This window comes from Kitasatospora sp. NPDC093102 (genome assembly GCF_040683915.1).
GTDB lineage: Bacteria > Actinomycetota > Actinomycetes > Streptomycetales > Streptomycetaceae > Kitasatospora.
Map to the genome: position 1 here is coordinate 21,835 of NZ_JBFBFA010000047.1, position 18,060 is coordinate 39,894.

Genomic DNA, 18,060 nt, shown 5'->3' on the forward strand with positions numbered 1-18,060 from the left:
CCGGGGGTGGCCGTCACTCGTTCGGGTGGCCTCCACTGGACAGAGTCGATATTCGAACGCCTGAGCTATAGGCTGGCTGCCGCATCCTGGAAGAAGTACCGAAACTCACCGCAAGCCGTCTCGCCCCGGAGAAAGGCGCCAGAAGCAGTGGCCGACCGCCTCATCGTCCGCGGTGCTCGCGAGCACAACCTCAAGAACGTCTCGCTCGACCTGCCCCGCGACTCCCTCATCGTCTTCACGGGCCTCTCCGGCTCCGGCAAGTCCTCGCTCGCCTTCGACACGATCTTCGCCGAGGGCCAGCGCCGCTACGTCGAGTCGCTGTCCTCCTACGCCCGTCAGTTCCTCGGGCAGATGGACAAGCCCGACGTGGACTTCATCGAAGGCCTCTCCCCGGCCGTCTCGATCGACCAGAAGTCCACCAACCGCAACCCCCGTTCGACCGTCGGCACCATCACCGAGGTCTACGACTACCTGCGCCTGCTGTTCGCCCGGATCGGCAAGCCGCACTGTCCGCACTGCGGCCGCCCGATCGCCAAGCAGTCGCCGCAGGCGATCGTGGACAAGGTGCTGGAGCTCACCGAGGGCACCCGTTTCCAGGTGCTGAGCCCGGTGGTGCGCGAGCGCAAGGGCGAGTTCGTCGACCTCTTCGCCGACCTCCAGTCCAAGGGCTACTCCCGCGCCCGCGTCGACGGTGAGACGATCCAGCTCGCCGAGCCGCCGAAGCTCAAGAAGCAGGAGAAGCACACCATCGAGGTGGTGATCGACCGCCTGACCGTCAAGGACAGCGCCAAGCGGCGGCTCACCGACTCGGTGGAGACGGCCCTGCGGCTGTCCGGCGGCATGGTCGTGCTCGACTTCGTCGACCTCCCCGAGGACGACCCGGAGCGCGAGCGGATGTACTCCGAGCACCTCTACTGCCCGTACGACGACGTGTCGTTCGAGGAGCTGGAGCCGCGCTCGTTCTCCTTCAACTCGCCGTTCGGCGCCTGCCCGGACTGCTCGGGCCTGGGCAACCGGATGGAGGTCGACCCGGAGCTGGTCGTGCCGGACGTCGAGCGCTCGCTGGACGCGGGCGCGATCCACCCCTGGTCGGCCGGGCACGCCAAGGAGTACTTCCAGCGCCTGATCGACGCGCTGGCCGAGGAGCTCGGCTTCCGCACCGACATCCCCTGGGCCGGGCTGCCCGCCCGCGCCAAGAAGGCGCTGCTGTACGGGCACAAGCACCAGGTGCAGGTCCGCTACCGCAACCGCTTCGGCCGGGAGCGTTCGTACAGCACCGGCTTCGAGGGCGCGATCCCGTTCATCCAGCGCCGGCACACCGAGGCGGAGAGCGACAGCAGCCGCGAGCGCTTCGAGGGCTACATGCGCGAGGTGCCCTGCCCGACCTGCCAGGGCACCCGGCTCAAGCCGGTGGTGCTCGCGGTCACCGTCGAGGGCAGGTCGATCGCCGAGGTCTCCTCGATGTCGATCAGCGACTGCTCCGAGTTCCTGGGCGCGATGAAGCTGGGCGCCCGGGACAAGCAGATCGCCGAGCGGGTCCTGAAGGAGGTCAACGAGCGGCTGCGCTTCCTGGTCGACGTCGGCCTGGACTACCTCTCGCTCGACCGGGCGGCCGGCACCCTGTCCGGCGGCGAGGCCCAGCGCATCCGGCTGGCCACCCAGATCGGCTCCGGTCTGGTCGGCGTGCTGTACGTGCTGGACGAGCCGTCCATCGGCCTGCACCAGCGGGACAACCACCGGCTGATCGAGACGCTGGTGCGGCTGCGCGACATCGGCAACACCCTGATCGTGGTCGAGCACGACGAGGACACCATCAAGACCGCGGACTGGGTGGTCGACATCGGCCCGGGCGCCGGCGAGCACGGCGGCAAGGTGGTGCACTCCGGCTCGCTGAAGCAACTGCTCGGCAACAAGGAGTCGTTGACCGGCCAGTACCTCTCCGGCAAGCGGTCCATCCCGATCCCGGCGGCCCGCCGCGACCGGGACAAGAAGCGCCAGTTGACGGTGCACGGCGCCCGCGAGCACAACCTCAAGGACGTCACCGTCGGCTTCCCGCTCGGTACCCTCACCGCGATCACCGGTGTCTCCGGCTCCGGCAAGTCGACGCTGGTCAACGACATCCTCTACACCCACCTCGCCCGGGAGCTGAACGGCGCCCGCAGCGTGCCCGGCCGGCACACCCGGATCACCGGCACCGACCAGGTGGACAAGGTGGTGCACGTCGACCAGTCGCCGATCGGCCGCACCCCGCGGTCCAACCCGGCCACCTACACCGGGGTCTTCGACCACGTCCGCCGGCTCTTCGCGGAGACCCAGGAGGCCAAGGTCCGCGGCTACCTGCCCGGCCGGTTCTCCTTCAACGTCAAGGGCGGCCGCTGCGAGAACTGCACCGGCGACGGCACCATCAAGATCGAGATGAACTTCCTGCCGGACGTCTACGTGCCGTGCGAGGTCTGCCACGGCGCCCGGTACAACCGGGAGACGCTGGAGGTCCACTACAAGGGCAAGTCCATCGCCGAGGTGCTGGACATGCCGATCGAGGAGGCGCTGGGCTTCTTCGAGGCCGTCCCGGCGATCGCCCGGCACCTGCGGACGCTCAACGACGTCGGCCTCGGCTACGTCCGGCTCGGCCAGTCCGCGCCCACCCTCTCCGGCGGCGAGGCCCAGCGCGTCAAGCTCGCCTCGGAGCTCCAGAAGCGCTCCACCGGGCGGACGGTCTACGTGCTGGACGAGCCCACCACCGGCCTGCACTTCGAGGACATCAGCAAGCTGATCAAGGTGCTCAGCGGGCTGGTGGACAAGGGCAACACGGTGATCGTCATCGAGCACAACCTCGATGTGATCAAGACCGCCGACTGGGTCGTCGACATGGGCCCCGAGGGCGGCTCCGGCGGCGGCACGGTGGTCGCCGAGGGCACCCCGGAGCAGATCGCCGCCGTCCCGGAGAGCCACACCGGCAAGTTCCTGCGGGACATCCTGCCGGCCGGCTTCGCGGACGCCCCGGCCGCCGCCCCGGCGAAGAAGGCGCCGCGCAAGCGCGCGGCCGCCGCGAAGAAGTAGCCCCGTCAACCCACCGGCCGCTCCCACCGCCCCCGTTGTCCGGGTGGTCAGGGAGCGGCCGGTGGGTGCGGCATAGACTTCCGTGGTCCCTCGCAGCAGCAACCGTAGGAGCACACCGATGTCCGAGGCCCCCGAGACCAGCCCCACCGCCTCCCGCCGCACCCTGCTCTGCGGGGCCGCGGCCGCCCTGGCGGCCGGCGGCACCGTGGCGGTCACCGGATGCAGCTCCTCCTCGTCCTCCGGCAGCAGCGCCCCCAAGGCCCCGGTCGACCTCGGCCCGGCCTCGGCCGTGCCGGAGGGCGGCGGCAAGGTCTTCCGCGAGCAGAAGATCGTGGTGACCCAGCCCACCGCCGGCCAGTACAAGGCGTTCAGCGCCAAGTGCACCCACGCCGGCTGCATCGTGGACCAGGTGAAGAGCGACCAGATCCAGTGCCCCTGCCACGGCAGCCGGTTCGCCATCACCGACGGCGCCGTGCAGGACGGACCGGCCTCCTCCCCGCTGCCCGCCTACACCGTCACGGTCGAGGGCGGCAACCTCAAGGTGACCCCGAGCTGACCCAGTTGACCGCCTCACGACCGCCACGGTCCCCCCTGACGATCTCCGCCCCGCGGCCCCGGCCCCACTCGGTACGGTGGACCCATGGCTGACCCGAGCACCTACCGCCCCGCGCCCGGTGCGATCCCGACCTCCCCCGGCGTCTACCGGTTCCGCGACGCCCACGGCCGGGTCATCTACGTCGGCAAGGCCAAGAGCCTGCGGCCGCGACTGTCGTCCTACTTCCAGGACCTGGCCGGCCTCCACCCGCGCACCGCGACCATGGTCACCACGGCCGCCTCGGTGGAGTGGACCGTGGTCGGCACCGAGGTCGAGGCGCTCCAGCTGGAGTACTCCTGGATCAAGGAGTTCGACCCGCGGTTCAACGTCAAGTACCGCGACGACAAGAGCTATCCGGAACTCGCCGTCACCCTCAACGAGGAGTACCCGCGGGTCCAGGTGATGCGCGGGGCGCACAAGAAGGGCGTGCGCTACTTCGGCCCGTACGGGCACGCCTGGGCGATCCGCGAGACGGTCGACCTGCTGCTGCGCGTCTTCCCCGTCCGCACCTGCTCCAACGGCGTCTTCAAGCGCGCCGGCCAGGTCGGCCGGCCCTGCCTGCTCGGCTACATCGGCAAGTGCGCCGCGCCCTGCGTCGGCAAGGTCTCGGCGGACGAACACCGCGCGCTGGCCGAGGACTTCTGCGACTTCATGGCCGGGCGCACCGGCAACTACCTGCGCCGGCTGGAAGAGCAGATGCAGGAGGCCGCCGCCGAGCTGGAGTACGAGAAGGCGGCCCGGCTGCGGGACGACATCGGCGCCCTCAAGCGTGCGATGGAGAGGAACGCCATCGTGCTCGCCGACGCGACCGACGCCGACCTGCTGGCCGTCGCCGAGGACGAGCTCGAAGCCGCCGTGCAGATCTTCCACGTCCGCGGCGGCCGGGTGCGCGGCCAGCGCGGCTGGGTCACCGACAAGGTCGAGGACGTCGACACCGCCGGCCTGGTCGAGCACGCCCTCCAGCAGCTCTACGGCGGCGGCGAGTCCGTGCCGCGCGAGGTGCTCGTCCCCGCCCTGCCCGACCAGGTGGAGCCGGTCCGCGAGTGGCTGAGCGGCCTGCGCGGCAGCCAGGTCGACCTGCGCATCCCCCAGCGCGGCGACAAGAAGGACCTGATGGCCACGGTGCAGCGCAACGCCCAGCAGGCGCTCGCACTGCACAAGACCAAGCGCGCCTCCGACCTCACCACCCGCAGCCGCGCCCTCCAGGAGATCGCCGACGCGCTGGAGCTGGACTCCGTCCCGCTGCGCATCGAGTGCTACGACATCTCCCACCTCCAGGGCGAGGACGTGGTCGCCTCCATGGTCGTCTTCGAGGACGGCCTGGCCCGCAAGAGCGAGTACCGGCGCTTCCAGATCAGGGGCTTCGAGGGCCAGGACGACGTCCGCTCGATGCACGAGGTGATCAGCCGGCGCTTCCGCCGCTACCTCCAGGAGCGCGAGCAGACCGGCGAGTGGGCCGTCCCCGAGGAGGGCGACCCCGACACCGCCACCGGTGGCGCCCGGGACGAGGACGGCCGTCCCAAGCGCTTCGCCTACCCGCCCCAGCTGCTGGTCGTCGACGGCGGCCAGCCGCAGGTCGCCGCCGCCAAGCGCGCCCTGGACGAGCTCGGCATCGACGACGTCGCGCTCTGCGGCCTGGCCAAGCGCCTGGAGGAGGTGTGGCTGCCCGGCGAGGACGACCCGGTGGTGCTGCCCCGCTCCAGCGAGGGCCTCTACCTGCTCCAGCGGGTCCGCGACGAGGCGCACCGCTTCGCGATCAGCTATCAGCGCAACAAGCGTTCCAAGCGACTCACCGCCGGGGAACTGGACTCCGTCCCGGGCCTCGGCGAGACTCGCCGCCGGGCGCTGCTCAAGCACTTCGGCTCGCTGAAGAAGCTCCGGGCCGCCACCGTGGACGAGCTCTGCGAGGTACCCGGCATCGGACGCCGCACCGCGCAGACTGTTGCGGAGGTGTTGTCGTCCCGTACACCCGCCGCACCCGCGGTCAACACCGCGACCGGCGAGATCATCGAGGACGGGGCCGAGCAGGCCGCCGAGCCGGTGGCAGCAGCACCCCAGACCGCACCATCCCAGGAGACGCCATGACGGCCGACGCCGCCCGTCAGCCGGGGCGCCCCGGCCCCGCCCGCCTGCCCGGGCCGGGGAAGGGCGGCCGAGCCGTGCGCGTTCTCCCCTTCAGAAAGACCGAGAGCGGGGAACCGAAGTGACCGTGTCAGACGTGGCCGAGAACGCGCCGGAGCTGGTGATCATCTCCGGCATGTCCGGAGCCGGGCGCTCCACCGCGGCCAAGTGCCTGGAGGACCTCGGCTGGTTCGTGGTGGACAACCTGCCGCCGGCCCTGATCCCGACCATGGTCGACCTGGGCGCCCGCTCCCAGGGCAACGTCGCCCGGATCGGCGTGGTCGTGGACGTCCGCGGCCGGCAGTTCTTCGACGACCTGCTCACCTCGCTGGACGAGCTGGAGAAGCGCGGCGTCCGGCTCCGGGTCGTCTTCCTGGACTCCTCCGACGAGGCGCTGGTGCGCCGCTTCGAGAGCGTCCGCCGCCCGCACCCGCTGCAGGCCGACGGCCGGATCGTGGACGGCATCGCCCGGGAGCGCGACCTGCTGCGCGACCTGCGCGGCGAGGCCGACCTGGTGATCGACACCTCCAACCTCAACGTGCACCAGCTGCGCGCCAAGCTGGACGCCCAGTTCGCCGACCACGACGAACCCGAGCTGCGTGCGACCGTGATGTCCTTCGGCTTCAAGTACGGCCTGCCGGTCGACGCCGACCTCGTGGTGGACTGTCGCTTCCTGCCCAACCCGCACTGGGTGCCCGAACTGCGGGCCCGCACCGGCACCGACGCGGACGTCGCCGACTACGTCTTCCAGCAGCCCGGAGCCAACGAGTTCCTGGACGGCTACGCCCAGCTGCTGCGCATCATCACCGAGGGATACCGCCGCGAGGGGAAGCGCTACATGACGCTTGCCGTAGGCTGCACCGGTGGCAAGCACCGCAGCGTCGCCATGTCCGAGCGTCTGACCAAGCGTCTCATCGCCGACGGAGTCGAGACGGTGCTCGTCCACCGTGACATGGGACGGGAGTAACCGCCGCCTTCCTGCCGGGCCCGCCGGCGGAGCGGTTGGCGGGCCGAGGAACGCGAGGTGATTGTGGCGGGATACGTGCCCGGGCGACAGCCGCAGAGCAGGACCGGTGACCGGGCGGGCAGCCCGGCCCGGCCCCCGGCGCCGGGCCGCCCGCGCAGCAGTCCCTCCCGCGCCAAGCCGGCCCCCAGGATCACCGCGCTCGGCGGCGGGCAGGGCCTGTCCGCCTCGCTGTCCGCGCTGCGCCGGCTCACCAGCGACCTCACCGCCGTGGTCACCGTCGCCGACGACGGCGGCTCCAGCGGGCGGCTGCGCGAGGAACTGGGGGTGCTGCCCCCGGGCGACCTGCGCAAGGCGCTGGCCGCGCTGTGCGGGGACGACGACTGGGGCCGCACCTGGTCCGAGGTGATCCAGCAGCGCTTCACCGGCAACGGCGAGCTCGGCGGCCACGCGGTCGGCAACCTGCTGATCGTCGCGCTCTGGGAGAAGCTGGGCGACCCGGTGGCGGCGCTGGACTGGGTCGGCCGGCTGCTCAACGTGCAGGGCCGGGTGCTGCCGATGTCGGCGGTGCCGCTGGACATCGAGGCGACCGTCCGTGGCCACGACCCGGAGCGCCCCGGCGAGGTCACCGCGGTCCGCGGCCAGGCCGACGTCGCGGTGACCCCGGGCACCGTCCAGTCGATCCGGCTGCTGCCGGACGAGCCGCCCGCCGTCCCGGAGGCGGTCACCGCCGTCCGGGAGGCGGACTGGGTGGTGCTCGGCCCCGGCTCCTGGTTCACCAGCGTGCTGCCGCACCTGCTGGTGCCCGAGCTGGCCGCGGCGCTCACCGAGACCCGCGCCCGCCGTCTGCTCACCCTCAACCTGGCCCCCCAGCCCGGGGAGACCGAGGGCTTCACCCCGCAGCGTCACCTGGAGGTCATCGCCGACCACGCTCCGGACCTCGCGGTGGACGCGATCCTGGTGGACGAGCGTGCCGTGACCGGCGGGGCCTTCGGCCAGGCCGACCTGGACGGCCTGGAGAAGGCCGCCGAACGGATGGGCGCCGCTCTGGTGCTCGGCTCGGTGGCCCGCACCGACGGGACGCCGCGACACGACCCCGAGCTGTTGGCGGCAGCGTACGACCGGATTTTCCGGACACATGGAAGGATCGGGCCATGGCGATGACTCCAGCGGTGAAGGACGAGATCAGCCGGCTCCCGGTCACCCGGGCCTGCTGTCGCAAGGCGGAGGTGTCGGCGATCCTGCGGTTCGCGGGCGGGCTGCACATCGTGAGCGGCCGCATCGTGATCGAGGCGGAGCTGGACACCGGGGCGGCGGCACGGCGGCTGCGCAAGGACCTGCTGGAGATCTTCGGGCACTCCTCGGACCTCGTGGTGATGGCCCCCGGCGGGCTTCGCCGCGGCAGCCGCTTCGTGGTCCGGGTGGTCAAGGACGGCGAACTGCTCGCGCGCCAGACCGGGCTCGTCGACGGCCGGGGCCGCCCGATCCGGGGCCTGCCCCCGGCGGTCGTCTCCGGGGCCACCTGCGACGCCGAGGCGGCCTGGCGCGGGGCCTTCCTGGCACACGGCTCGCTCACCGAGCCGGGCCGCTCCTCCTCGCTGGAGATCACCTGCCCCGGCTCCGAGGCCGCCCTCGCGCTGGTCGGCGCCGCCCGCCGGCTCGGCATCCCGGCCAAGGCCCGCGAGGTGCGCGGCGTGGACCGGGTGGTGATCCGCGACGGAGACGCGATCGGCGCCCTGCTGACCCGGCTCGGCGCGCACGAGTCGGTGCTCGCCTGGGAGGAGCGCCGGATGCGGCGCGAGGTGCGCGCCACCGCCAACCGGCTGGCCAACTTCGACGACGCCAACCTGCGCCGCTCGGCCCGCGCCGCGGTGGCGGCCGGCGCCCGGGTGGCCCGCGCGCTGGAGATCCTCGGCGACGAGGTGCCCGAGCACCTGGCCGCGGCGGGCCAGCTGCGGATGCAGCACAAGCAGGCCTCGCTGGAGGAGCTGGGCGCGCTCGCCGACCCGCCGCTGACCAAGGACGCGGTGGCCGGCCGGATCCGCCGCCTGCTGGCGATGGCCGACAAGCGCGCCTCCGAGCTCGGCCTGCCGAGCACCGAGGCCAGCATCACCGACGAGATGGTGCTGAACTGACGATCACGCTCCGTGAGCGCCGCCCCGAGCCGAAGGGGCGCGCCGGTGCCGAAAGGGAGAAGCGACCAGCGAGGTACGAGCGCCGGAGCGCCGACCGTCGGCACCGGGGCCGAGCGCCCCGGAGGCGAGTGGGCGAGTAACTGTGGCCGGTGTCCGGATTTCCGGGCACCGGCCGCCGGCGTTTCCCGGCGGTCTTCCGAACGGTCCTCCGGACCCGCCGATGCTCCCGAATTGGTAGAGACCACTGGCCCGGGACCAACTGCCCGGCGGACCAAGGCCGGACGGCCTGAAATCGGGTTTCGGCCGCGCCACGCCCGGTCTCGGCAGGCGGCGCGATGTGCCGTCCCAGGCCCGGGAGGGGTAGGGTCATAGGCGGTCGGGGACTTCCCAAATCTCACCCCCGTCGGGGCTCTGCCCCGGCGTACCTAACGAGGAGATCGGTTCGTGACGATCCGGGTAGGCATCAACGGCTTCGGCCGCATCGGCCGCAACTTCTTCCGCGCGGTCAAGGCTCAGGGCGCGGACATCGAGATCGTCGGTGTCAACGACCTCACCGACACGAAGACCCTGGCTCACCTGCTCAAGTACGACACCACCCTGGGCACCTTCCCGGGCGAGGTCTCGCACACCGAGGACAGCATCACCGTCGACGGCCACACCTTCAAGGTGACCGCCGAGCGTGACCCCGCGAACCTCCCGTGGGCCGCCCTGGGCGCCGACATCGTCGTCGAGTCCACCGGCATCTTCACCAAGGCCGAGGCCGCGAAGAAGCACCTCGCCGCCGGCGCGAAGAAGGTCATCATCTCGGCGCCCGCCAGTGACGAGGACGTCACCATCGTGCTGGGCGTCAACGACGACAAGTACGACGCCGCCAAGCACGACATCATCTCCAACGCCTCCTGCACCACCAACTGCGTGGCGCCGATGGCCAAGGTGCTGCACGAGAGCTTCGGCATCGTCAAGGGTCTGATGACCACCGTCCACGCGTTCACCAACGACCAGGTGACCCTGGACTTCCCGCACAAGGACCTGCGCCGCGCCCGCGCCGCGTCGCAGAACATCATCCCGACCTCGACCGGTGCCGCCAAGGCGACCGCCCTGGTCCTGCCGGAGCTGAAGGGCAAGCTGGACGGCACCTCGCTGCGCGTCCCGGTCCCGACCGGTTCCATCACGGACCTGGTCGTCACCCTGGAGCGCGAGGTCACCAAGGACGAGGTCAACGCGGCCTTCCAGAAGGCCGCCCAGGAGGGCCCGCTCAAGGGCATCCTGGCCTACACCGAGGACCCGATCGTCTCCTCGGACATCGTCAACGACCCGGCCTCCTGCATCTTCGACTCCAGCCTCACCATGGTCCAGGGCAACCAGGTCAAGGTGCTCGGCTGGTACGACAACGAGTGGGGCTACTCGAACCGCCTCGTCAACCTGACCGCCCTCGTCGGCGGGCAGCTCTGACCTTGCGGGAGCTGACGTGATGTAGGGGCGAGGGCCCGGTCGGCGTACGGTGCCGACCGGGCCCTCGTTCCGCGCTCAAGGACTTCTCAGGCGGCCCCTGCGCCGTGCCGCCTCACTGCGCATCAACCATCTCCCCAGGAGAAACCGAATCCCCGTGAAGACCATCGAAGAGCTCATCGAAGCCGGTGTCGAAGGCAAGCGCGTCTTCGTGCGCGCCGACCTGAACGTGCCGCTGGACGGCGACACGATCACCGACGACGGCCGGATCCGTGCCGTCGCGCCGACCATCGCCAAGCTGGCCGCGGCCGGCGCGAAGGTCGTCGTGGCCTCGCACCTCGGCCGTCCCAAGGGCGCGCCGGACCCGAAGTTCTCGCTCGCCCCGGCGGCCGAGCGCCTCGGCGCGATCCTCGGCCGGGACGTCGCCTTCGCCACCGACACCGTCGGCGACAGTGCCGAGGCCGTCGTGGCCGGGCTGGGCGACGGCGAGGTCGCGCTGCTGGAGAACCTGCGCTTCAACGCCGGCGAGACCAGCAAGGACGACGCCGAGCGCAAGGCCTTCGCCGAGCAGCTGGCCGCGCTGGCCGACCTGTACGTGGGCGACGGCTTCGGCGCCGTGCACCGCAAGCACGCGTCGGTCTTCGACCTGCCGGCCCTGCTGCCGCACGCCGCGGGCGACCTGATCGCCACCGAGGTCGGCGTGCTGAAGAGGCTCACCGAGGACGTCGCCCGCCCGTACGTGGTGGTGCTCGGCGGTGCCAAGGTCTCCGACAAGCTCGGCGTGATCGACAACCTGCTGAAGAAGGCCGACCGGATCCTGATCGGCGGCGGCATGGCGTACACCTTCCTCAAGGCCAAGGGCCACGAGGTCGGCATCTCGCTGCTTCAGGAGGACCAGATCCCGACCGTGCTCGGCTACCTGGCCGAGGCCGAGCAGCGCGGCGTCGAGTTCGTGCTGCCGGTGGACGTCCTGGTCTCCGCCGACTTCCCGGACCTCAAGACCAAGGCTCCGGCGAACCCCTCGACCGTCGCCGCGGACGCCATCCCGGCCGACGAGGAGGGCCTGGACATCGGCACGAAGACCCGCGAGCTGTACGCGGCCAAGCTGGCCGACGCGGGCACGGTGTTCTGGAACGGCCCGATGGGCGTCTTCGAGCACCCGGACTACGCGAACGGCACCAAGGCCGTCGCCCAGGCCCTGCTCGACAGCAACGCGTTCACCGTGGTCGGCGGCGGCGACTCCGCCGCGGCCGTCCGCATCCTGGGCTTCGACGAGAACGCCTTCGGACACATCTCGACCGGCGGCGGCGCCAGCCTCGAGTACCTGGAGGGCAAGACCCTCCCCGGTCTCGCCGCTCTGGAGGACTGAAAGCACATGACCGACCGTCTCCCGCTGATGGCGGGCAACTGGAAGATGAACCTCAACCACCTTGAGGCCATCCAGCACACCCAGAAGCTGGCCTTCGCGCTGGCCGACAAGGACTACGAGGCCGTCGAGGTCGCCGTCCTGGTGCCGTTCACCGACCTGCGCTCGGTGCAGACCCTGGTCGACGGCGACAAGCTGAAGATCAAGTACGGCTCGCAGGACATCTCGCAGCACGACGGCGGGGCCTACACCGGCGAGGTCTCCGGCCCGATGCTGGCCAAGCTCAAGTGCACCTACGCGGTGATCGGCCACTCCGAGCGCCGCCAGTACCACGGCGAGAACGAGGAGATCGTCAACGCCAAGGTGAAGGCCGCCCACCGTGCCGGGATCACCCCGATCCTGTGCGTCGGCGAGCCGCTGGAGATCCGCAAGGCCGGCACCCACGTCGAGTACACCCTGGCCCAGCTGGACGGCGGCCTGGCCGACGTCCCGGCCCACCAGGCCGAGTCGATCGTGATCGCCTACGAGCCGGTCTGGGCGATCGGCACCGGCGAGGTGGCCACCCCGGAGGACGCCCAGGAGGTCTGCGCCGCCATCCGCGCGCGGATCGCCGAGCTGTACGACGCCGAGCTGGCCGGCAAGGTCCGGGTGCTGTACGGCGGTTCGGTGAAGTCGTCGAGCGCGGCCGGTCTGATGGCCAAGCCGGACATCGACGGCGGCCTGGTCGGCGGTGCCTCGCTGGACGCCGAGGAGTTCGTCAAGATCGTGCGCTACCGTGAGCAGGCAGTAGGCTAACGCCGCCGCAGCAACGTAGGCTTTGGGGCCGGACCGCCGTACGCGGCCCGGCCCCTTCGCCGAAGATACGAGAGAGTTGGTCCCGTCGTGGTTCTCGGGTTCTCGATTGCCCTGATCATCTTCAGTCTGCTGATGATCCTGCTGGTGCTGCTGCACAAGGGGAAGGGCGGCGGCCTGTCCGACATGTTCGGCGGTGGCGCGATGTCCACCGGCGGCGGCTCGGCGGTGGCCGAGCGCAACCTGGACCGCATCACGATCGTGGTCGGCCTGGGCTGGTTCGCGTGCATCATCGTCCTCGGCCTGGTGCTGAAGTACCAGAGCTGACGTATCCCTGACGCCCCGTCGTCCGAGCGCCTATCCTGGGACGGTCGGGTGCGGAGGCGATGGTGGCGGATGCTTAGCTCCTGCTTACACTAGGACGACTTTCGCCACCGACGCGCACCGCGGCGGGTCGGCGCACCAGTACGCAGGGAGTCAGACCGTGGCAAGTGGCAATGCCATCCGTGGCAGCAGGGTCGGGGCCGGCCCGATGGGCGAGGCGGAGCGCGGCGAGTCCGCCCCGCGCAACCGGATCTCCTTCTGGTGCGCGAACAAGCACGAGACCCGTCCCAGCTTCGCCGCCGAGGCGGCGATCCCGGAGACGTGGGACTGCCCGCGTTGCGGCTTCCCGGCCGGTCAGGACCAGCACAACCCGCCGGCGCCCTCGCGCAACGAGCCGTACAAGACCCACCTCGCCTACGTCCGCGAGCGGCGCACCGACGCCGACGGCGAGGCGATCCTGGCCGAGGCGCTGGCGAAGCTCCGCGGCGAGATCTGAGCAGAACGGCACGAAGGGCGCCACCGTCGGGTGACGGTGGCGCCCTTCGGCGTTGCCGGGGCCGGTTACGCGGAGGCCGGCGGGTAGAGCTGCGGCGGGATCCGCTCCGCGGCGGCGCGGTCCAGCAGCATCAGGGTGCGGCTGCGGCCGTACGCGCCGGAGGCGGGCGCCTGGATCTCGCCGGGGCCGGACAGGGCCAGCGCGACCGCGCCCGCCTTGTCCTCGCCGGCGGCCAGCAGCCAGACCTCGCGGGCCTCCCGGATCGCCGGGAGGGTGAGCGAGATCCGGGTCGGCGGGGGCTTGGGGGCCCCGCGCACGCCGATCACGGTCAGCTCGGTCTCCCGCACGCCCGGGTGCTCGGGGAAGAGCGAGGCGATGTGGGTGTCCGGGCCGACGCCGAGCAGCAGCACGTCGAAGGCCGGGACGCCGAGCCGGTCGCCCGGCCCGGCGGCCTGCGCCAGTTCCTGTGCGTAGCGGGCGGCGGCGGCCTCCACGTCCGAGCCGTCCACCCCGTCCGAGGCGGGCATCTCGTGCACCCGCGCCGGGTCGAGCGGGACGGCGTCCAGCAGCTCGGCGCGGGCCTGGACGGCGTTGCGGTCCGGGTCGGCGGCGGGCAGGAAGCGCTCGTCGCCCCACCAGAGGTCCAGCCGGCCCCAGTCGACCGCGTCGCGCGCCGGGGAGGCGGCGATCGCGGCCAGCAGGGCGTTGCCGTTGCGACCGCCGGTGAGCACCACCGAGGCACTGCCGCGGGCGGCCTGGGCGTCCACGATCCGGGTGATCAGCCGGGCCGCGGCCGCCTGGGCCATCAGCTCCTTGTCCCGGTGGACGACCAGCTGCGGGGTCGCGTTGGTCATGCGCCTTCCTTGGTGGTGCGCTTGCCGGCGGCCTTCTTGGCGGGCTTCTTCTCCGCCGTTCCGGCGGTCACCCGTTCCGGGTTGGCCACGGCGGCCTCGGCGGCCTCCTCGACGGCCTCCTCGGCGACCTCCCGGGCGACCCTCTCGGCTGCCGCGGTCTCGGCGTTGGCCGGCTCGTGCAGCTGGTCGACGGGCGTGCGCACGGCCGTCGCGTAGATGTCGTCCGGGTCCAGGCGGCGCAGCTCCTCGGCGATCAGCTCCGAGGTCTCGCGCCGCTTGAGCGCCACCTGGCGGTCCGGCGAGCCGGGCATGGACAGCGTGCCCATCAGGCCGTCCGGGCGGTCCAGGGTGATGTCCCCGTCCTTGGTGCGCAGGTGCACCGCGGTGATGCCGGGACCGCCGGTGACGACCCGCTCGACCGGCACCTGCAGCCGGTTGGTCAGCCAGAGGCCGAGCAGCTCGACGCTGGGGTTGTAGGACTCGCCCTCGACCACCGCGGAGAGGACCGTGGACGGCCGCTGGTCCAGCGCGGCGGCCAGCATCGAGCGCCAGCCGGTGATCCGGGTCCAGGCCAGGTCGGTGTCGCCCGGGGTGTAGCTCTGCGAGCGCTGGGCGAGCTGGCCGACCGGGGACTCGGCGGTGACGGCGTCGGTGATCCGGCGCTGGGCGAGCGAGCCCAGCGGGTCCTGCGCCGGGTGCAGCGGTGCGTTGTCCGGCCACCAGACGACGGTCGGGGCGTCCGGCAGCAGCAGCGGAAGGACCACCGACTGGGCGTGCGCGGCGAGTTCGCCGTGCATCCGCAGGACGGCCGTCTCGCCGGAGCCGGCGTCCGAGCCGACCAGGATCTCGGCGTCCAGCCGGGTCTCGGCGCGGGCCCGGGGCGAGCGCCCGGCGCGCTTGATGACCGCGAGGGTACGCATCGGGTGCTCGCGGGAGGCGTCGTTGGCGGCCTTGAGGGCGTCGTAGGCGCTGCCCTCGTCGGTCACGATCACCAGGGTGAGCACCATGCCGGCGGCGGTGGAGCCGCTGGCCCGGCGCGCCTCCATCAGCGCGGCGTTGATCTTGCTGGACGTCGTTTTGGTGAGGTCGATCTTCATGGCCGGCGCCAGCTCCTGCCGTCTCGTGCGAGCATCTCGTCCGCCTCGACGGGGCCCCAGGTCCCCGCCGCGTACTGGGCGGGCTTGCCGTGGGTGTCCCAGTACTTCTCGATCGGGTCGAGGATCTGCCAGGAGAGCTCGACCTCCTGGTGGCGCGGGAACAGGTTGGCGTCGCCGAGCAGCACGTCGAGGATGAGCCGCTCGTACGCCTCCGGGCTCGACTCGGTGAAGGACTCGCCGTAGGCGAAGTCCATCGTGACGTCCCGGACCTCGAAGGAGGTGCCCGGCACCTTGGAGCCGAACCGCACCGTCACGCCCTCGTCCGGCTGGACCCGGATGACCAGGGCGTTCTGCCCCAGCTCCTCGGTCGCGTAGGAGTCGAAGGGCAGGTACGGGGCACGCTGGAAGACGACCGCGATCTCGGTGACCCGGCGGCCCAGACGCTTGCCGGTGCGCAGGTAGAACGGGACGCCCGCCCAGCGGCGGTTGTTGATCTCCAGCTTGATGGCCGCGTAGGTGTCGGTCTTGGAGTCGGGGTCGATCCCGTCCTCGTCCAGGTACCCGAGGACCTCCTCGCCGCCCTGCCAGCCGGAGGCGTACTGGCCGCGCACGGTGTGCCGGCCGAGGTCGGCCGGGAGCTTGACGGCGCTGAGCACCTTGAGCTTCTCGGCCACCAGCGCCTTCGGGTGGAAGGAGGCGGGCTCCTCGATGGCGGTGAGCGCCATCAGCTGGAGCAGGTGGTTCTGGATCACGTCACGGGCGGAGCCGATGCCGTCGTAGTATCCGGCCCGGCCGCCGATGCCGATGTCCTCGGCCATGGTGATCTGCACGTGGTCGACGTACGACCGGTTCCAGATCGGCTCGAACATCTGGTTGGCGAAGCGCAGCGCCAGGATGTTCTGGACCGTCTCCTTGCCCAGGTAGTGGTCGATCCGGAAGACCTCGTCCCGGGGGAAGACCTCGTGGACGACCTTGTTGAGCTCCTGCGCGCTCTCCAGGTCGTGGCCGAAGGGCTTCTCGATGACCGCGCGGCGCCAGGAGCCCTGCGGCGGGTCGGCCAGGCCGTGCTTCTTGAGCTGCTGGACGACGGTCGGGAAGAACTTCGGCGGGACGGACAGGTAGAAGGCGAAGTTGCCGCTCGTGCCCTGGGCCTTGTCCAGCTCCTCGATGGTCTCGCGCAGCTTGTCGAAGGCCTCGTCGTCGTCGAACGTTCCGTGGACGAACCGCATGCCCTTGGCGAGCTGCTGCCAGACCTCCTCCCGGAACGGGGTGCGGGCGTGGTCCCGGACGGCGTCGTGGACCTCCTTGGCGAAGTCCTCGTCGTCCCACTCGCGGCGGGCGAAGCCGACGAGGGAGAAGCCCGGCGGAAGCAGACCGCGGTTGGCCAGGTCGTAGATGGCCGGCATCAGCTTCTTGCGGGACAGGTCGCCGGTGACCCCGAAGATGACCAGGCCGGACGGCCCCGCGATGCGCGGGAGCCGTCGGTCGGAGGGGTCGCGAAGCGGGTTGACGGGGGAGGGCGGGAGATTGTCCGCGTCTGATTCTGGAGTCAACTCGGGGAAATCAGTGCTCACTTGATGGGCTCCGCTTTCGTGCGCTGGCTGTGAGCAGGGGTCACTTCTCGCCGGCGAAAGAGGCGAGCGAGGCAGTGACGGTGTCGAGCAGCTCGTTCCAGGACTGCTCGAACTTCTCGACGCCCTCGTCCTCCAGGAGCTGGACGACGTCGTCGTAGTCCACGCCGGCGGCGGCGATCGCGTCCAGCACGGCCTTGGCGTCGGCGTAGTTGGGGACGATGGTGTTGCCGGTGACCTTGCCGTGGTCGGCAGTGGCGTCCAGGGTGGCCTCGGGCATCGTGTTCACGGTGCCGGGGGCGACCAGCTCGGTGACGTACAGGGTGTCCGGCAGGGCCGGGTCCTTGACGCCGGTGGAGGCCCACAGCGGGCGCTGCGGCTTGGCGCCGGCAGCCTCGAGCGAGAGCCAGCGGGCGCTGCCGGCGGTCTTGCCGTCGACGCTGCCGAAGACCTCCTCGTACGCCTGGTAGGCGAGCCGGGCGTTGGCCAGCGCGGCCTTGGAGCGCAGGTTCTTGGCGTCGCCGCCGATCTTGTCCAGGCGCTTGTCGATCTCGGTGTCCACGCGGGAGACGAAGAAGGAGGCGACCGACTCGATCTGGGAGAGGTCCAGGCCCTTGGCCTTGGCGGCCTCCAGGCCGGTCAGGTAGGCGTCGATGACGGCCTTGTAGCGCTCCAGCGAGAAGATCAGCGTGACGTTGACACTGATGCCCTTGCCGATGACCTCGCTGATCGCGGGCAGGCCGGCCTTGGTGGCGGGGATCTTGATGAAGACGTTCGGGCGGTCGACCAGCCACCACAGCTGCTTGGCCTCGGCCACGGTGGGGGCGGTCTCGTGCGCCAGACGCGGGTCGACCTCGATGGAGACCCGGCCGTCGCGGCCGTTGGAGGCGTCGTAGACCGGGCGCAGCACGTCGGCCGCGTCGCGCACGTCCGAGGTGGTGATCATGCGGATCGCCTCGTCGGTGGTGACCTTGCGGACGGCGAGGTCGCGCAGCTGGCCGTCGTAGGAGTCGTCGCCGGCGCCGGCGATGGCCTTCTGGAAGATGGTCGGGTTGGTGGTGACGCCCACCACGTGCTTGTTCTGCACCAGTTCGGCCAGGTTGCCGGAGTTCAGCCGCTTGCGGCTGAGGTCGTCCAGCCAGATCGCAACGCCTTCGTCGCTGAGGCGCTTCAGTGCGTCAGTCATGGTGCTTCAGTCCCTTGTTCTTCTGCTTCGTGGGGTAGTCAGAGGGGCCG

Annotated in this window: 15 protein-coding genes; 11 read left to right on the top strand and 4 right to left on the bottom strand. The window is 71.3% G+C overall.

Annotated features, from left to right (window positions below):
- The first annotated feature begins 147 nt into the window (after positions 1 to 147).
- The 11 genes from uvrA to AB0O11_RS33825 all read left to right on the top strand — a co-directional run bounded on the left by uvrA (position 148) and on the right by AB0O11_RS33825 (position 13,302).
- Positions 148 to 3,060 carry an excinuclease ABC subunit UvrA gene (gene uvrA / locus AB0O11_RS33775; protein WP_363394682.1) on the top strand — a complete coding sequence of 971 codons (2,913 nt, stop codon included), beginning with the start codon at positions 148 to 150 and terminating at the stop codon, positions 3,058 to 3,060.
- A 118-nt stretch (positions 3,061 to 3,178) separates the two neighbouring features.
- Entirely contained in the window at positions 3,179 to 3,616 is a 438-nt protein-coding gene (locus tag AB0O11_RS33780; protein ID WP_363394684.1) for a Rieske (2Fe-2S) protein, read from the top strand.
- An 84-nt stretch (positions 3,617 to 3,700) separates the two neighbouring features.
- On the top strand, positions 3,701 to 5,740 hold the full coding sequence (gene uvrC, locus AB0O11_RS33785; RefSeq protein WP_363394686.1) for an excinuclease ABC subunit UvrC: 2,040 nt from the start codon (positions 3,701 to 3,703) through the stop codon (positions 5,738 to 5,740).
- Positions 5,741 to 5,858: 118 nt separating this feature from the next.
- The gene (rapZ, locus tag AB0O11_RS33790) at positions 5,859 to 6,743 is read left to right on the top strand and encodes an RNase adapter RapZ (RefSeq protein ID WP_316527120.1); all 885 of its coding nucleotides are present in this window, start codon (positions 5,859 to 5,861) and stop codon (positions 6,741 to 6,743) included.
- A gap of 189 nt (positions 6,744 to 6,932) precedes the next feature.
- Positions 6,933 to 7,904, top strand: a complete 972-nt coding sequence (gene yvcK, locus AB0O11_RS33795) for a uridine diphosphate-N-acetylglucosamine-binding protein YvcK (RefSeq protein WP_363394739.1) — start codon at positions 6,933 to 6,935, stop codon at positions 7,902 to 7,904.
- Positions 7,895 to 8,875 (top strand): DNA-binding protein WhiA, encoded by a 981-nt coding sequence (whiA, locus tag AB0O11_RS33800; protein ID WP_224275316.1) that lies wholly within the window; start codon positions 7,895 to 7,897, stop codon positions 8,873 to 8,875. The genes yvcK and whiA overlap by 10 nt, the downstream gene beginning before the upstream one ends.
- 444 nt (positions 8,876 to 9,319) lie before the next feature.
- A complete protein-coding gene (gene gap / locus AB0O11_RS33805; protein ID WP_363394689.1) occupies positions 9,320 to 10,327 on the top strand; it encodes a type I glyceraldehyde-3-phosphate dehydrogenase in 1,008 nt (335 codons plus the stop codon).
- Between the two features lie 154 nt (positions 10,328 to 10,481).
- On the top strand, positions 10,482 to 11,693 hold the full coding sequence (locus AB0O11_RS33810) for a phosphoglycerate kinase (protein ID WP_363394691.1): 1,212 nt from the start codon (positions 10,482 to 10,484) through the stop codon (positions 11,691 to 11,693).
- A 6-nt stretch (positions 11,694 to 11,699) separates the two neighbouring features.
- Positions 11,700 to 12,485, top strand: a complete 786-nt coding sequence (gene tpiA, locus AB0O11_RS33815; RefSeq protein ID WP_363394693.1) for a triose-phosphate isomerase — start codon at positions 11,700 to 11,702, stop codon at positions 12,483 to 12,485.
- Positions 12,486 to 12,572: 87 nt separating this feature from the next.
- Positions 12,573 to 12,809, top strand: a complete 237-nt coding sequence (secG, locus tag AB0O11_RS33820) for a preprotein translocase subunit SecG (RefSeq protein WP_350577332.1) — start codon at positions 12,573 to 12,575, stop codon at positions 12,807 to 12,809.
- Between the two features lie 157 nt (positions 12,810 to 12,966).
- Positions 12,967 to 13,302: an RNA polymerase-binding protein RbpA gene (locus AB0O11_RS33825; protein ID WP_188300552.1), complete on the top strand. Its 336-nt coding sequence runs from the start codon at positions 12,967 to 12,969 to the stop codon at positions 13,300 to 13,302.
- Between the two features lie 65 nt (positions 13,303 to 13,367).
- Here AB0O11_RS33825 and pgl read toward each other — a convergent pair whose 3' ends face one another.
- The 4 genes from pgl to tal all read right to left on the bottom strand — a co-directional run bounded on the left by pgl (position 13,368) and on the right by tal (position 18,010).
- On the bottom strand, positions 13,368 to 14,156 hold the full coding sequence (gene pgl, locus AB0O11_RS33830) for a 6-phosphogluconolactonase (protein WP_363394696.1): 789 nt from the start codon (positions 14,154 to 14,156) through the stop codon (positions 13,368 to 13,370).
- On the bottom strand, positions 14,153 to 15,253 hold the full coding sequence (opcA, locus tag AB0O11_RS33835; RefSeq protein ID WP_363394698.1) for a glucose-6-phosphate dehydrogenase assembly protein OpcA: 1,101 nt from the start codon (positions 15,251 to 15,253) through the stop codon (positions 14,153 to 14,155). Before opcA ends, pgl begins: the two co-directional genes overlap by 4 nt.
- Positions 15,250 to 16,806 carry a glucose-6-phosphate dehydrogenase gene (gene zwf / locus AB0O11_RS33840; RefSeq protein WP_363394741.1) on the bottom strand — a complete coding sequence of 519 codons (1,557 nt, stop codon included), beginning with the start codon at positions 16,804 to 16,806 and terminating at the stop codon, positions 15,250 to 15,252. Before zwf ends, opcA begins: the two co-directional genes overlap by 4 nt.
- 61 nt (positions 16,807 to 16,867) lie before the next feature.
- On the bottom strand, positions 16,868 to 18,010 hold the full coding sequence (gene tal / locus AB0O11_RS33845) for a transaldolase (protein ID WP_363394700.1): 1,143 nt from the start codon (positions 18,008 to 18,010) through the stop codon (positions 16,868 to 16,870).
- Positions 18,011 to 18,060 lie beyond the last annotated feature (50 nt).

What these genes read in the sequence shown, in the direction of transcription:
- AB0O11_RS33780 (WP_363394684.1), top strand. Translation starts at nt 3,179, where the DNA reads ATGTCCGAGGCCCCCGAGACCAGCCCCACCGCCTCCCGCCGCACCCTG.
- uvrC (WP_363394686.1), top strand. Translation starts at nt 3,701, where the DNA reads ATGGCTGACCCGAGCACCTACCGCCCCGCGCCCGGTGCGATCCCGACC.
- whiA (WP_224275316.1), top strand. Translation starts at nt 7,895, where the DNA reads ATGGCGATGACTCCAGCGGTGAAGGACGAGATCAGCCGGCTCCCGGTC.
- tpiA (WP_363394693.1), top strand. Translation starts at nt 11,700, where the DNA reads ATGACCGACCGTCTCCCGCTGATGGCGGGCAACTGGAAGATGAACCTC.
- pgl (WP_363394696.1), bottom strand. Translation starts at nt 14,156, where the DNA reads ATGACCAACGCGACCCCGCAGCTGGTCGTCCACCGGGACAAGGAGCTG.
- opcA (WP_363394698.1), bottom strand. Translation starts at nt 15,253, where the DNA reads ATGAAGATCGACCTCACCAAAACGACGTCCAGCAAGATCAACGCCGCG.
- tal (WP_363394700.1), bottom strand. Translation starts at nt 18,010, where the DNA reads ATGACTGACGCACTGAAGCGCCTCAGCGACGAAGGCGTTGCGATCTGG.